Here is a 14,292-nt window from a genome sequence, read left to right on the forward strand (position 1 = left end):
GGGAATCAGAAGGGATTCCAGGTCGGATTAGGGGTGACCTTGAGGTAGCCGACATTCAATCCGAGGCGAGCACCGACGCCTGTGCGGATCGGCACCACCAGTACGTTGTCGTTCTTGAGAAGCGTCATGCCGAAGCCGGCGATAACGAAGGCTTGACCACTGACGCCACCGAAGCGCGCGTAGATGGCGTCGGTCGAGGGCAGGTCGTAGACGAGCATCATGACGCGCGTGCCCTGACCGCCATAGTCGATCCCGAGCGACGGACCCTGCCAGTAGAGCGGATGCTCACCGGCATTCTTTGTATTCAACTGGCCTTCGCCGTAGGTGAGACCGGCGATGAAAGCTCCGGAACCTTCCTGGCCGAGGACATAGCCGTTGGGAAGGCCGTATTTCTGAAAGGCGGCTTCGATCACCTTGGCCAGCCCGCCGCTGGTCGAGCCGAAAAACGAGTGCCCAGCGTCGACGATTTCCTGCATCGAATACTGGCCGCCGTTAGACTGCTGCGCCGATGCCTGCATTGGGACAAGCGCGAGGGGCGAAAATGTCAGCGCAACGAGAAGCCGCCAGATGGCGGAGAGTCTTCCGAAAAAATGGGCGCGCATGGTGTTATCCGTTCATCATGGTCGGTACGATGAGCCGTTTCCGGCGTTTCGTTCATTTTGCGCGTATGGTCTTAACAATCGGTTTACCAAATATGGTGTCATTATGGCGCTGAGTACGGCCGCAAACTTCGCGCAATTTAAATGACGCAAAAGAGGCGGCGGAATGAACCTGCCGCCCTCCTGGAGACTATGATGTCGAAGAATCCAAACCTCACCCTTGCTGGCCCCGACCTGGCCGCGCTTCTGTGCAGCCGCGTCTGCCATGACGTCATCTCGCCGGTTGGCGCAATCAACAATGGTCTGGAGCTTCTGGACGAGGGCGGCGCCGATGCCGACGCGATGGATCTTATCAGGACAAGCGCGCTCAACGCCTCTGTCCGTCTGAAGTTCGCCCGGCTTGCCTTCGGGGCCTCGGGATCGGTCGGGGCTTCGATCGATACCGGCGAAGCCGAACGTGCGGCGAAGGATTTTGCTGCCGCGGAGAAGAAGACCGAGGTTGTCTGGACTGGTCCGCGCGCGATTATCGCCAAGAACCGCGTCAAGTTGCTGCTCAATCTCTTCCTGGTAGCCTATTCGTCAATTCCACGTGGCGGTGTCATCGAAGTCACGCTTGAGAACCCCGAACTGGACGCAAAATTCAAGATCGTTGCGAAGGGCAAGCTGATGCGCCTGCCGCCGAAATTCGTGGAGATCTCTACGGGGGAAATCGAGGAAGCCATCGACGCCCACTCGATCCAGCCCTACTACACCGTGCTGCTTGCCGATGAATGCGGTATGGCGCTCGGGCATAGCGCGACCGCCGAAGAACTTACGTTTACCGCTGACGTCATCGCAGCTTGATGCAGGGACCTCGACGGCGATCCGACCGTCGAGGTAATAAATCCTTAGCCTAATGTTTCTATTCTTGGTCGGTAACACGCCAGCCGCATTAGAAGCTGGGGCAAGGAGCAGCCATGCAGAGGTTTATGATCGCCGACTCATCTGACGTCGTTCGGAAGGTGGGGAAGCGCATCCTTTCCGAACTCGACTTCATGGTCATCGAAGCCTCCAACGTTGTCGAAGCTCTCTCCAGTTGCCAGGTGGAACTTCCAGAATACCTGATCGTCGATTCTGGCATGGACCGCGCGCTCGAGTTGATTTCGGCGATCCGCGGCATGGAAGGCGGCAAGGACGTCAAAATCTACTATTGCGTGGTTGAGGCCGACCTCAAGAAGCTGATGATGGGCAAGCGGGCAGGGGCGACTGATTTCCTCCTCAAACCCTTCGATCGCAAGATTCTGACGGCCGTATTCGGCCACCGCGCTATCGCAGCATAATTGCGACTACCCGCCAACGATCGAAGCCGCCACGGCGGCTTTTTCTATGTCACAACGAAAAAATCCCGCCACAGAGGACGGGATTTTCTCAGTCGTGGCAAAGGGGCTGACGTATCAGGCGGTCTCGGCGTACTCGGCGCTGTCGGGCTCGCGCAGAACATAGCCGCGGCCCCAGACGGTTTCGATGTAGTTTGCGCCACCGGCAGCATTTGCGAGCTTCTTGCGCAGTTTGCAGATGAAGACGTCGATGATCTTCAGTTCCGGCTCGTCCATGCCGCCATAGAGATGGTTCAGGAACATTTCCTTGGTGAGCGTGGTGCCCTTGCGGAGCGAAAGAAGCTCCAGCATCTGGTATTCCTTGCCCGTCAGGTGCACGCGCTGGCCACCAACTTCGACCGTCTTGGCGTCGAGGTTGACGATCAGTTCGCCGGTCATGATGACCGACTGGGCATGACCCTTGGAACGACGAACGATTGCATGTATGCGCGCAACCAGTTCGTCCTTGTGGAACGGCTTGGTCATGTAGTCGTCGGCGCCAAAGCCGAGACCGCGAACCTTGTCCTCGATACCGGCCATGCCCGAGAGAATCAGGATGGGTGTCTTGACCTTGGACAGGCGGAGAGTGCGGAGCACTTCATATCCGGACATGTCGGGAAGGTTCAAATCGAGAAGGATGATGTCGTAATCATACAACTTCCCTAGGTCCACGCCTTCTTCACCCAGATCGGTGGTGTAGACGTTAAAACTTTCTGATTTGAGCATCAATTCGATGCTCTGCGCTGTCGCGCTGTCGTCTTCAATGAGTAGTACCCGCATTATTATCCCCTTTACCGCCGCCGAAAGGTGGTCTGGCCCCTACGCGATACCGAATACATCATTGCGTGATTTGGAAGCTGCCACGAAATGGTTAACAAATTCTGATTCACTCTGGCAAGAGGTAACGAATTTATTAAATATTTTGTCCATTCCGCTGTTTTCCAACGAGAATTCGCAAAGCCAGATCTTAACTTTTACATTAAGAACGGCCGGTAAGCGATTCATTCGACTCACCAATGAAACAGTATCGGAAATCGCGTAGTTGTGTTTACCGACCCTTAAATCATCGGCACTATCATTAACGATGCCCGTAAACGAAAGGTTACCAGCGGTAGGTTTTTGTTAATACCGACGGAAATTTTTTAGCAGGCCGCGTCAAAGCGGCCGGCAAGGGCGATTTAAAGTGGAGCAGGGGTCTCGCATCACTGGAGTAATGCGTATGAAGTCGCGTGAGAGCCTAGTTCGCCTGAAGGAGTTTCAGGTGAACGAAAAACGTCGCCAACTGCAGCAATTGCAGATGATGATGTCCGAATTTGATAGGATGACGAAGGATCTGGAGAGCCAGATCGTCGTCGAGGAAAAGAAGTCCGGCATTTCCGACCCGAATCACTTCGCCTATCCGACCTTCGCAAAGGCAGCTCGCCAGCGCGCGGACAATCTTCAGGTCTCAATCAAGGAACTGAAGATGCAGGAAGAGGCGCTTGAACAGGCGCTCGAAGAGATACAGGCGGAATATGCACGTGCAGCCGCGCTCGAAGAGCGCGACGGCGCAGTCCGGGCAAGAGCCTAAGGCGGGAAACGGGTGCTGTCGGCACCTTGGGATCGCCTCGAAAAAAGCCATGCATGACGGGCCGTCACGTCCGTCATACATGGCTTTTGGCGTTATTGGGCTAACCGTTAATGACGTCGCGCCACTCCTCGTGGCGTTGCGCTTGCGCTTTGAAGAAGGGACATAACGGGAAGATCTTCCATCCCCCTTTGCGTGCCTCCTCGACGGCATGAAGAGCAAGTGCCTGGCCAACGCCCTTGCCGCGCAGCGCATCGGGTACGCCGGTGTGGTCAATAATGACAAGCGCCGGCGATGCGCGGGAATAGGTCATTTCGGCCTGATGGCCCTTGACCTCTGCAACGTAGCGGCCGCCGGAGGGATTCTCTTCATTCCTGATGTTCATTGCCATTCCTCGTCAACATTCGGCTGTCGGTCGGAAATTGGCATGTCATCCCGGCCGCGCCAAGGCGGGCGATGTGGACACAGTGTTCGATGAGAAGAGGCGGGGACAATTGCTGCCGGTACGAGGCCGGCAGCAATTCCGGCTCACCGACCGATTTTCCTGCCGAGTGGTCTATGGAGCAGGGAACTCGTGGTGAGGCTTGTCGCAGCATAAAAGCAGGGCGTCTGCAGGCTGCGTTAATGATTGCGGGCCGTTTGTATATCCCCCTCAGGACATGCAAGCGGCCCGAATCTGAAAATCGTTGCCCAGGATGGGCGTGTCAGTGGCGATACTGCTGAATACGCGTGGTGCGCAAACCGGCAAGGCCATGGCTGTTAATGGAAGACTGCCAGGACAAGAACTCTTCGACAGTCAGCGTGTAACGCTCGCACGCTTCTTCCAAGCTCAACAGGCCACCGCGAACCGCCGCTACAACCTCTGCTTTGCGACGGATAACCCAGCGCCTGGTATTCGGCGGTGGCAAATCCGCAATCGTCAGCGGGCTGCCATCGGGGCCGATGACATATTTTACTCGGGGACGTATCATTTCGGTCATTGGACTCTCTACACAACTCAAGACCACGGCCGTCACTCTAGCTTGTCACATTTAAGAATTGCCTAAGCGCATAGTAACACTTTGATAAGAAGTTTAGGCGTCGACTTCCTGGAAGCAATTTGCGCGCCCTCGTAGCCTTCCCCTGCGTAAATTTGTGATGAGCGCATAGGAGCCATGCGCAATGGCTAGTGGGCAATTGACGAACGTCAATTTATAAGCGCCGCAACATAGTTGTTAGTGCAAGACCGCGTCTCCGTTCTCTTCGTGGTGCCCGGAATAACTAAGGTTTGCTTCGTGTCCTTTTGATACGTGCCTTTGCTTTTCCTCTGCGGCGCGTGGCCATTCTGGTCGACGAAATGAAGAAGCTGAGGCGAAGCTAGCCGCCGAGGGACAGGAAAATGAAGAAGCAAGAACGCGCCGTCCGCGACGGCGTGGGGGATGCTGTTTTTTCGCGGATCGCGTCCGCGCAGAAAATGTCCTCGGAACGATTCAACGATTGCGTGGCTGAGATGGCAGTCGAGGCGGGATTCAACCACTACTTGTTTGCGGAGTTTCCGCGCGGGGACCGCAGTGGCTTCGCCAGCAACTATCTCGCTAGCAACTGGCCGCAAGAGCTCATTGATCTCTATGAGGAGGTTGACCTCTTCTATTGCAGCAAGCTGGTCTCGGCTCTCAAGACGACAGCGATGCCTGTCTTCTGTGACAAGGCGCCATTCGAAAGCGCGGCTGCAAACCAGGGAAACGACCGGCTGACGGCGCACTTCAGGGGCCATGGCCTCAAGGACACATTTGCCTTTGCCTTGCATGACATGCATTTGCGGCACTTCATATTCGCATTCTCGGGTGAGCGCGTGCGTCTCGCTCGCGAAGAGGCAATGCAGCAGGTTTTCCGGGCGATGGAGTTTCTGGAGCTGTTTGCGCAGCAGAACCCTGTTGAGCAACCGATGGAGAACCTCAGCAGCCGGGAAATCGAGTGCCTGCGTTGGTCGGCCGCCGGAAAGAGCAGTGGAGAGATCGCGATTATTCTCGATCTCTCCGCACATACGGTCATCGGCTACCTGAAGAGCGCGATGCGAAAGCTCGACTCTGTTAACCGCATGCAGGCAATCGCTCGCGCACTTCGCTATCGGCTGCTCTAGGCGTTTATCGAACCGATCTAGAGCATTATTGCCGAAAGCCCGGTCTCTGCGGCTCCAAACTCATATTGTGCGCTTCCGTGATGCAGGAGCGCCAGCCAGTCTCCCTCGTTCAATGCGGCCACGGTGCAGGCAATATCGCGTGCTGCGCTGGTCGACGCGGAACCGACGAGAGAGGCGAGTTCCGTCGTACCATTTACCTCGATCGCAGTTTCGTGCCCGGAGGAGGAGAGGGTGCTTGCTGTCAATTGCAGGAGATAAAAGCCGGTCTCCGGGATAAGCAAGCGATTGCCAGCGCCTGTGGGCAGAGCCGAGCCAAGAGAAAAGCCGCCCTATGAGACGTGGACAGCGAAAGCCGCATCCCGCTGATTTTGCGTGTTTTTCCGACGAGGTTATGCCCGCTCCAAAGCGGATCTGGCGCCGCCCCAGGAAATGAAGTTCGGGTTGGCGAAGTCGCTGTCATGCATTTGAGACGTCTTGCCGTAGGTCAGCGGCAACCCGTCCAGCGTTACGGTGGAGCCGCCCGCAGCGCGCAGCACGGCATCCCCCGCGGCTGTATCCCACTCCATTGTCCGCGTGAAGCGCGGATAAACGTCGGCCAGGCCTTCAGCCAGCATGCAGAATTTCAGCGAGGAGCCGATGTTGGTGCAGTGGGAGATCGCGTTTGCGGCGAGAAAAACATCTGTCTGGGGGCTGTTGTGGGATCGGCTTGCCAAAGCCGTCCGGTCGGCCGGTTGCGGACGCACCTGGATGGGCGTCCGCCGTGTCACCTGAAAACGGTCGTCGACAAGGAGTTTCTCGGCCTTGCTGTCCTCGCCAGCGAAGGCGACGCCGAGGGCGGGGGCATAAACGATCCCTGCGAGAGGGCGTCCCCCGCTGATATAGGCAATGTTCACGGTGAACTCGCGTCGTCGCTCGACGAATTCCCGTGTGCCGTCGAGCGGATCCACAAGGAAGAAGGATCTGCCGATCGCAGGCACGTTTCCTGCTGCCACTGATTCTTCCGCGATAATCGGCGTATCGGGGAACGCGGCTTCAAGCTGTGCAATGATAATGCGCTCGGCGCGCTCGTCGGCGATGGTGACCGGGCTGTTGTCTGCCTTCCTGGCGGTCGGGCATCCCTCCCGATAGACCTTCATAATCGCTTTGCCCGCTTCGAGAGCGGCGCGCTCAAATGTTTCGAGCATTGCTCGCCTTCCGGATCTTTTTGTTGCGCTCACCTGAAGCGTTTCACCTTTATATAAGCAATTCCCTCGGCCAAGTGAAACTTGCCAAATTCAAGCGACAGTTTCTGGGACAGAATCCAGCCTGCCCCGTGCCGCGGCATTGTCCGAAAGCGGGATGGTGTTGCAGTTTGCACCATTCTAAAGTCAAAAAGCGCTTTCTGGGGCTTCACATGTTAAAAAAAGCGAATTGTTAGTCGCAAAAAAGTCATTTTCACCAAAACGGCAAAGAACTTTGGAGCTTTGCGATTTTGCGCTTCCCTTTTGGTTTGAAAGCGGTATGAAATCCTTAATCAAGGGCGCATCAAAAGCTCTAATAACAAGAGATGTTGGCTAAACCGGCTTGCATCCAGGGGAAATGGTATATGGAATATTTTGTCCAGCAGCTCGTTAATGGGCTGACTCTTGGATCCATCTATGGCCTTGTGGCTATTGGCTATACGATGGTTTACGGCATTATCGGCATGATCAACTTCGCCCATGGCGATATTTTCATGCTTGGCGGTTTCGCCGGCCTCATCGTTTTTCTCGTCCTCACCTCCATGTTTGCGGGTCTTCCGGTTGCAGTTTTGCTGCTGGTTATGCTCCTTATCGCAATGTTGATGACGAGCTTGTGGAACTGGACGATCGAGCGTGTTGCTTATCGTCCGCTACGCGGATCGTTCCGCCTGGCGCCGCTGATCACTGCGATCGGCATGTCGATCACGCTGTCGAACTTCATCCAGGTGACCCAGGGGCCGCGCAACAAGCCGATCCCGCCGCTGGTCAGCACTGTATACAACGTCGCCGGCATCTCCATCTCGCTGAAGCAGATCGTAATCATCCTTATCACGGTGGTGCTGCTAACGGTGTTCTGGTACCTCGTCAATCATACGTCGCTTGGGCGCGCTCAGCGTGCAACTGAGCAGGACCGCAAGATGGCGGCGCTGCTGGGCGTCAATGTCGATCAGACGATTTCCATCACCTTCATCATGGGCGCGGCGCTGGCTGCTGTCGCAGGTACCATGTATCTGATGTATTATGGTGTCGTGAACTTCAACGACGGCTTCGTACCGGGTGTGAAGGCGTTCACCGCGGCCGTTCTCGGCGGCATCGGTTCGCTTCCAGGCGCTGTCCTGGGTGGGCTGATGATCGGTTTGATCGAGTCGTTGTGGTCGGCTTACTTCACCATCGCGTACAAGGATGTGGCGACATTCGCCATCCTCGCTTTCGTGCTGATCTTCAAGCCGACAGGTATCCTGGGCCGGCCGGAAGTCGAGAAGGTTTAACGTCATGGAAAATGTTGTACGTTCCGCTGACAAGCCCGCCAAAGCCGGACTTGTTCAGACGGGTATTAAAGAAGCTCTGTTTGCTGCCCTGATCGCGTTCGGCATGTTCGTGCTGTACGTTGGCCTGAAGACCGATCAGAATATCAGCAACGAACTCATCATTGTTCAGCGCTGGGGCCTCCTGGCTATATTCGTAGCGATTGCAGCCGTCGGTCGCTTCCTGACCGTCGTCTTCCTGCGGCCGCACCTTGATGCACGCAAGTTGGCGAAGGCGCGTAGTGGCGAGCTGGATATCTCGGCCGAAAAGGGCTTTTTCCACACACATTTCTTGAAGATCGCGCTCGTCGCACTGCTGCTCTATCCGGTGTTCATCTACGCCGTCGCGGGTCCGCAGGGTTCGCTGAAGTGGGTGGATAACTTCGGTATCCAGATTCTGATCTACGTGATGCTGGCCTGGGGGCTGAACATCGTCGTTGGCCTGGCTGGCTTGCTCGATCTTGGCTACGTGGCGTTCTACGCGATCGGCGCCTACTCTTACGCGCTCCTGTCCAGCTATTTCGGCCTGTCGTTCTGGGTGCTCCTGCCTCTGTCCGGTATTCTGGCAGCGCTGTGGGGTGTGATTCTGGGCTTCCCGGTCCTGCGACTGCGCGGCGACTACCTCGCGATTGTCACGCTGGCCTTCGGTGAAATCATTCGCCTGGTCATCATCAACTGGACGGATCTCACCAAAGGCACGTTCGGTATCTCGGGCATTCCGAAGGCGACGCTTTTCGGCATCCCGTTCGATGCGAGCGCCGGTGGCTTTGCGAAGCTGTTCCACCTGCCGATGTCGTCGGCGTACTACAAGATCTTCCTTTTCTACCTGATCCTTGCCCTCTGCATGTTGACCGCCTATGTGACGATCCGCCTGCGCCGGATGCCGATCGGTCGTGCATGGGAGGCCATGCGCGAAGACGAAATTGCCTGCCGCTCGCTCGGGATCAATACGGTGACGACGAAACTCACGGCCTTTGCGACGGGCGCTATGTTCGGTGGTTTCGCAGGCTCCTTCTTTGCCGCTCGTCAGGGCTTCGTTTCCCCGGAATCGTTCGTCTTCCTGGAATCGGCTGTTATCCTCGCCATCGTCGTTCTCGGCGGCATGGGCTCGCTGACCGGTATCGCGATCGCTGCAATCGTCATGGTTGGCGGCACGGAAATGCTGCGTGAGATGGCCTTCCTGAAGATGATTTTCGGACCGGACTTCACGCCTGAGCTTTACCGCATGCTGCTGTTCGGCCTGGCGATGGTCGTCGTGATGCTGATCAAGCCGCGCGGCTTCGTGGGGTCGCGTGAACCGACAGCCTTCCTCAAGGAGCGCAAGGCAGTTTCCGGCAGCTTTACCAAGGAGGGCCACGGTTGATGAGCCCTCAGGAAACAAACATGACCAGCGATACTTTGCTGAAGGTCGAGCATCTGTCGATGAAGTTCGGTGGCCTGATGGCGATCAACGACTTCTCATTTGAAGCCAAGCGTGGCGACATTACCGCACTCATCGGCCCGAACGGCGCCGGCAAGACGACGGTCTTCAACTGCATCACCGGCTTCTATAAGCCGACGATGGGCATGATCACGCTGAAGCAGAAGGACGGCAAGGAGTTCTTGCTGGAGCGCCTTCCAGACTTCCGGATCACCAAGGAAGCCAAGGTTGCCCGCACGTTCCAGAACATCCGGCTGTTTTCCGGCCTGACGGTTCTCGAAAACCTGCTCGTCGCCCAGCACAACAAGCTGATGAAGGCGTCCGGGTTCACCGTGATGGGCCTCGTGGGCATCGGGCCGTATCGGGCAGAGGCGAAGAATGCCGTTGAACTGGCACGCCACTGGCTAGAGAAGGCTGATCTGATTGATCGCGCCGATGACCCGGCTGGTGATCTGCCTTATGGCGCACAGCGCCGGCTTGAGATCGCGCGCGCCATGTGTACGGAGCCGGAACTTCTGTGCCTGGACGAGCCTGCTGCTGGCCTCAATCCCCGCGAGTCGGCCGCGCTGAACGCGCTGCTGCGCAGCATTCGCAGCGAAAGCGGCACGTCGATCCTGCTGATTGAGCACGATATGTCGGTGGTCATGGAAATTTCCGACCATGTCGTCGTGCTGGAATATGGTCAGAAGATTTCCGATGGCACGCCTGATGAAGTGAAGCAGGACCCGCGGGTTATCGCGGCCTATCTCGGTGTCGAGGACGAGGAAGTGGAAGAAGTGATTGCAGCCGTAGAGAACCTCGAAGGAGGCTCGCACTAATGACTGGCCAGCCACTTCTGAACGTTCAGGGCGTTGAAACCTACTATGGCAACATCCGGGCCCTGGCCGGAATCGATATCGAGGTCCATCGCGGCGAGATCGTCAGCCTGATCGGTGCCAACGGCGCCGGCAAGTCGACGCTGATGATGACGATTTGCGGAAGTCCGCAGGCGCGCAAGGGCTCGGTGGTTTTCGATGGCCAAGATATCACGCGTCTGCCGACGCATGAGATCGCCCGCCTTCGCATCGCGCAGTCGCCTGAAGGACGCCGTATCTTCCCGCGCATGACCGTCATGGAAAATCTCCAGATGGGCGCGGGCCTCGACAACCTGAAATATTTCAACGAGGACGTCGAGAAGGTCTTTGCGATGTTCCCGCGCCTCAAGGAGCGCCAGGGTCAACGCGGCGGTACGCTCTCGGGCGGCGAACAGCAGATGCTGTCGATCGGTCGCGCGCTGATGGCGCGTCCGAAGCTGCTGCTACTCGACGAGCCCTCGCTTGGTCTGGCACCGCTGATCGTTAAGGGCATTTTCGAGGCGATCAAGAAACTCAACAAGGAAGAAGGGCTGACCGTCTTCCTCGTAGAGCAGAACGCCTTCGCAGCTCTGCGCTTGTCGGACCGTGCCTATGTCATGGTCAACGGCAAGGTCACCATGAGCGGTTCCGGTATGGAACTTCTCGCGAATCCGGAAGTGCGTGCCGCTTATCTTGAAGGCGGACGTCATTGAGCATGACGAAGGGGAGACTTTGATATGCAGGGACTTTTCTTTGAGAGCGATACGGGCGTGCGCAGCGCCATTCGCTTGGTTGTCGTGCTGATTGGATTCTGGACGGCATGGAGGGCCGGCAGAGCCGCGGCCGAGAGCTGGAGCAACTATCCTCTGGTAATCGCCTATACGGTTCTGCTTGCTGGTGCGATGCAATTCCTGCATCACGCACTGTTCGATGGACCGGTTCTCAGCCTCTTTTACTATGTAATCGACCTGGTCTTGCTTCTGATCTTCTCGACGGCCGGCTATCGCTATCGCCGGACCAATCAGATGGTCAACAACTACTACTGGCTATACGAAAAGACGTCCCCCTTCTCTTGGAAGGCAAAACATTGACAGCCGGTTGAATCTAGGGACAGATGCCCCTCGGAGTGGAACAAGTTTCCTGGCGCAGTAAAGTGGGTAATGCGCTGGGTAGTGGAACGGAACCCGCTAAAAAATTGGGAGTAACAGAATGAAAAAGTCTCTCCTGTCGGCTGTGGCACTGACGGCGATGGTCGCCTTCAGCGGCAACGCATGGGCCGACATCATCGTTGGCGTTGCTGGTCCGCTGACTGGCCCGAACGCTGCGTTCGGCGCTCAGCTCCAGAAGGGCGCAGAGCAGGCGGCCGCTGACATCAACGCCGCTGGTGGCATCAACGGCGAGCAGGTCAAGATCGTGCTCGGCGACGACGTTTCCGACCCGAAGCAGGGCATCTCGGTTGCGAATAAGTTCGCTGCTGACGGCGTCAAGTTCGTAATCGGCCACTTCAACTCGGGCGTTTCGATCCCGGCTTCCGAAGTCTACGCTGAAAACGGCATGCTCGAAATCACCCCGGCCGCTACGAACCCGAAGTTCACCGAGCGCGGCCTCTGGAACACATTCCGTACTTGCGGCCGTGACGACCAGCAGGGTGCAATCGCCGGCAAGTATCTTGCTGACCACTTCAAGGACGCCAAAATCGCTGTCGTTCACGACAAGACGCCTTACGGCCAGGGTCTCGCTGACGAAACCAAGAAGGCTCTGAACGCTGCTGGCACGACGGAAGCCCTCTACGAAGGCATCAACGTTGGCGACAAGGACTTCTCGGCTCTCATCGCCAAGATGAAGGAAGCCGGCGTCACGATCATCTACTGGGGTGGCCTCCACACCGAAGCTGGTCTGATCATCCGTCAGGCTGCCGACCAGGGCCTCAAAGCTACGCTGGTTTCCGGTGACGGTATCGTTTCGAACGAACTGGCATCGATCGCTGGCGACGCAGTTGCCGGTACGCTGAACACCTTCGGCCCCGATCCGACGCTGAACCCGGCCAACAAGGACCTCGTTGCGAAGTTCAAGGCTGCCGGCTTCAACCCGGAAGCTTACACGCTCTACTCCTACGCTGCGCTGCAGTCGATCGCTGGCGGTGCAAAGGCTGCCGGTTCCAACGACGCTGAAGCCGTTGCTGCTGCAATGAAGGCAAAGGGCCCGTTCCCGACCGTTCTCGGCGACATGTCATTCGACGAAAAGGGCGACCCGAAGCTTCCCGGCTACATCATGTACGAGTGGAAGAAGGGTCCAGACGGCAAGTACAGCTACTTCCCGCAGGAAGCCAAGTAAGGGTTCATCCCCCGCTTGTGCGAAATTTGGAAGCCCGGTCGCAAGACCGGGCTTCTTCTGTTTGGCCCATCGGGCTTTTTGGGCTACTGGCTAGAAAGCCAACCAGCATTCGGAACAGGTCACCATGTCCAAACCACGCATTCTCGTTACGCGCCGCTGGCCGTCAGCCGTCGAACGCATCCTTTCGGAACGGTTCGATGTAACATTGAACCTGCGCGATGAAGCGATGAGCGTGGAGGCATTGCGCCAAGCGATGGATGAGTACGATGCCATCTTGCCGACGGTCTCCGACAAGTTGCCCGCAGCCGTTTTCGATGTCGTGACGCCGCGCACGCGCATACTCGGCAATTTCGGGGTCGGCTACAATCATATCGACACCAATGCCGCCAAGGGCCGCGGGATCGTCGTGACGAATACGCCCGACGTGCTGACCGATTGCACGGCTGACATCGCCATGCTGCTGCTACTGACAGTGGCCCGGCGCGGCGGCGAGGGCGAGCGTCAGGTCCGCTCCGGCGAGTGGGCCGGGTGGTGCCCGACGCACATGATCGGGACGAAGGTCACCGGCAAAACCGTCGGCATCATCGGCTTCGGGCGCATCGGCAGGGCGTTCGCACAACGTTGCCATTTCGGTTTTGGCATGGACGTGGTTTTCTACAACAGATCACCGGTCGATCCGTCGGAAGCGGCGCGCTACGGGGCACGGCAATTGCCGACGATTGAGGAGGTATTGGCGCTATCCGACTTCGTGTCCCTGCATTGCCCAGGTGGTGCGGTAAACCGACACCTGATGAATGTGGGTCGACTTGCGGCAATGAAGCCCGGCGCCTTCCTGATCAATACTGCACGCGGCGATGTCGTTGACGAGGTGGCTTTGATCGCCGCCCTGAAGGACGGCGTCATTCGTGGTGCCGGGCTCGACGTATATGCGGCCGAGCCGCACGTACCGGATGCGCTGAAAGTCATGGAGAATGTTGTTCTGCTGCCGCATCTCGGCAGCGCGACCGAGGAAACCCGCACGGCCATGGGGATAAAGGTGGTGGACAACGTCACTGCCTTCTTCGAGGGGCGGTCGCCGCCCGACCGCGTTGTTTGATCTGCCTCTTCCTCCGCGAGAGTTTTGCTAGAGGCTGAGTTCGAAGAGTAGCTCGCCGTCTCGATGGCCGCTCAGGGGCCAGCCGGCGCGTCGGTAAAGCCTTTCGGCTCTCGTCGCGGGATCCGTCGTCAAGCGAATCCGCTCGAAGCCGGCGGATTTCAACGTTTGACACGCGCGTTCAAGCAGGGCACGCCCGATCCCGCGACCGCTGTACTGCTCGTCCACGAACAATGCCCAGATGAAGCCGTCGCGGGTGTCCGCCGCCGAGAAGCCGGCGACTTTGCCATTTTCTTCCCCGACAAAGATGCCGGGATTGGCAATGAACCAATTGATATCGTCCAGGGTAACCTTGGAGGGATCGGACAGGATGTTCTCCGATACCCCGGCGCGGATTTCGACGATCCGGGCAATATTCTGATTTGTCGCCCTACGGATCAATGCTGCG

The 14,292-nt window shown here is 57.5% G+C and carries 18 protein-coding genes; 11 read left to right on the top strand and 7 right to left on the bottom strand.

All coding sequences use genetic code 11. The features are described 5' to 3' along the window. Positions 1-5 precede the first annotated feature (5 nt). The gene (locus C934_RS0118900; protein ID WP_018117279.1) at positions 6-602 is read right to left on the bottom strand and encodes a DUF1134 domain-containing protein; all 597 of its coding nucleotides are present in this window, start codon (positions 600-602) and stop codon (positions 6-8) included. A gap of 192 nt (positions 603-794) precedes the next feature. Between C934_RS0118900 and chpT the strand changes: the two genes are divergently transcribed. Further along, complete coding sequence (gene chpT / locus C934_RS0118905; protein ID WP_018858208.1) at positions 795-1,442, top strand: histidine phosphotransferase ChpT; 648 nt, start codon at positions 795-797, stop codon at positions 1,440-1,442. A gap of 113 nt (positions 1,443-1,555) precedes the next feature. Beyond that, positions 1,556-1,918 (top strand): response regulator, encoded by a 363-nt coding sequence (locus C934_RS0118910; protein ID WP_018858209.1) that lies wholly within the window; start codon positions 1,556-1,558, stop codon positions 1,916-1,918. 114 nt (positions 1,919-2,032) lie between these two features. Here C934_RS0118910 and ctrA read toward each other — a convergent pair whose 3' ends face one another. After that, positions 2,033-2,734 (bottom strand): response regulator transcription factor CtrA, encoded by a 702-nt coding sequence (gene ctrA, locus C934_RS0118915; protein WP_018858210.1) that lies wholly within the window; start codon positions 2,732-2,734, stop codon positions 2,033-2,035. A gap of 439 nt (positions 2,735-3,173) precedes the next feature. Between ctrA and C934_RS0118920 the strand changes: the two genes are divergently transcribed. Further along, on the top strand, positions 3,174-3,524 hold the full coding sequence (locus C934_RS0118920) for a hypothetical protein (RefSeq protein WP_018117276.1): 351 nt from the start codon (positions 3,174-3,176) through the stop codon (positions 3,522-3,524). Positions 3,525-3,624: 100 nt separating this feature from the next. Here C934_RS0118920 and C934_RS0118925 read toward each other — a convergent pair whose 3' ends face one another. Next, positions 3,625-3,906 (bottom strand): GNAT family N-acetyltransferase, encoded by a 282-nt coding sequence (locus C934_RS0118925; RefSeq protein ID WP_018858211.1) that lies wholly within the window; start codon positions 3,904-3,906, stop codon positions 3,625-3,627. A gap of 319 nt (positions 3,907-4,225) precedes the next feature. Then, the gene (gene sciP, locus C934_RS0118930; protein WP_007533628.1) at positions 4,226-4,501 is read right to left on the bottom strand and encodes a CtrA inhibitor SciP; all 276 of its coding nucleotides are present in this window, start codon (positions 4,499-4,501) and stop codon (positions 4,226-4,228) included. Between the two features lie 398 nt (positions 4,502-4,899). Here sciP and C934_RS0118935 point away from each other — a divergent pair, with 398 nt between their 5' ends. Further along, the gene (locus C934_RS0118935; protein WP_018858212.1) at positions 4,900-5,640 is read left to right on the top strand and encodes a helix-turn-helix transcriptional regulator; all 741 of its coding nucleotides are present in this window, start codon (positions 4,900-4,902) and stop codon (positions 5,638-5,640) included. A 17-nt stretch (positions 5,641-5,657) separates the two neighbouring features. Here C934_RS0118935 and C934_RS0118940 read toward each other — a convergent pair whose 3' ends face one another. Next, positions 5,658-5,921 (bottom strand): hypothetical protein, encoded by a 264-nt coding sequence (locus tag C934_RS0118940; RefSeq protein ID WP_018858213.1) that lies wholly within the window; start codon positions 5,919-5,921, stop codon positions 5,658-5,660. A gap of 108 nt (positions 5,922-6,029) precedes the next feature. Beyond that, positions 6,030-6,824, bottom strand: coding sequence for a 3'(2'),5'-bisphosphate nucleotidase CysQ (gene cysQ, locus C934_RS0118945; RefSeq protein WP_018858214.1), 795 nt, complete (start codon positions 6,822-6,824; stop codon positions 6,030-6,032). A 401-nt stretch (positions 6,825-7,225) separates the two neighbouring features. On the opposite strand from cysQ, the gene C934_RS0118950 reads away from it, so the two are divergent. The 7 genes from C934_RS0118950 (at position 7,226) to C934_RS0118980 (ending at position 13,847) form a co-directional block, all read left to right on the top strand. Continuing rightward, positions 7,226-8,128: a branched-chain amino acid ABC transporter permease gene (locus C934_RS0118950; protein WP_018858215.1), complete on the top strand. Its 903-nt coding sequence runs from the start codon at positions 7,226-7,228 to the stop codon at positions 8,126-8,128. A 4-nt stretch (positions 8,129-8,132) separates the two neighbouring features. After that, a complete protein-coding gene (livM, locus tag C934_RS0118955; RefSeq protein WP_018858216.1) occupies positions 8,133-9,527 on the top strand; it encodes a high-affinity branched-chain amino acid ABC transporter permease LivM in 1,395 nt (464 codons plus the stop codon). A 20-nt stretch (positions 9,528-9,547) separates the two neighbouring features. Next, positions 9,548-10,402, top strand: coding sequence for an ABC transporter ATP-binding protein (locus C934_RS0118960; protein WP_018858217.1), 855 nt, complete (start codon positions 9,548-9,550; stop codon positions 10,400-10,402). Continuing rightward, positions 10,402-11,130, top strand: coding sequence for an ABC transporter ATP-binding protein (locus tag C934_RS0118965; protein WP_018858218.1), 729 nt, complete (start codon positions 10,402-10,404; stop codon positions 11,128-11,130). The genes C934_RS0118960 and C934_RS0118965 overlap by 1 nt, the downstream gene beginning before the upstream one ends. A gap of 24 nt (positions 11,131-11,154) precedes the next feature. Continuing rightward, positions 11,155-11,508 (top strand): DUF6867 family protein, encoded by a 354-nt coding sequence (locus C934_RS0118970; protein WP_018858219.1) that lies wholly within the window; start codon positions 11,155-11,157, stop codon positions 11,506-11,508. A 118-nt stretch (positions 11,509-11,626) separates the two neighbouring features. Continuing rightward, positions 11,627-12,751: a branched-chain amino acid ABC transporter substrate-binding protein gene (locus C934_RS0118975; RefSeq protein WP_018858220.1), complete on the top strand. Its 1,125-nt coding sequence runs from the start codon at positions 11,627-11,629 to the stop codon at positions 12,749-12,751. Positions 12,752-12,875: 124 nt separating this feature from the next. Continuing rightward, a complete protein-coding gene (locus C934_RS0118980) occupies positions 12,876-13,847 on the top strand; it encodes a 2-hydroxyacid dehydrogenase (protein WP_018858221.1) in 972 nt (323 codons plus the stop codon). A 27-nt stretch (positions 13,848-13,874) separates the two neighbouring features. Here C934_RS0118980 and C934_RS0118985 read toward each other — a convergent pair whose 3' ends face one another. Next, positions 13,875-14,285, bottom strand: coding sequence for a GNAT family N-acetyltransferase (locus tag C934_RS0118985; protein ID WP_018858222.1), 411 nt, complete (start codon positions 14,283-14,285; stop codon positions 13,875-13,877). Positions 14,286-14,292 lie beyond the last annotated feature (7 nt).

This window comes from Rhizobium sp. 42MFCr.1, from assembly GCF_000377185.1.
GTDB lineage: Bacteria > Pseudomonadota > Alphaproteobacteria > Rhizobiales > Rhizobiaceae > Rhizobium > Rhizobium altiplani.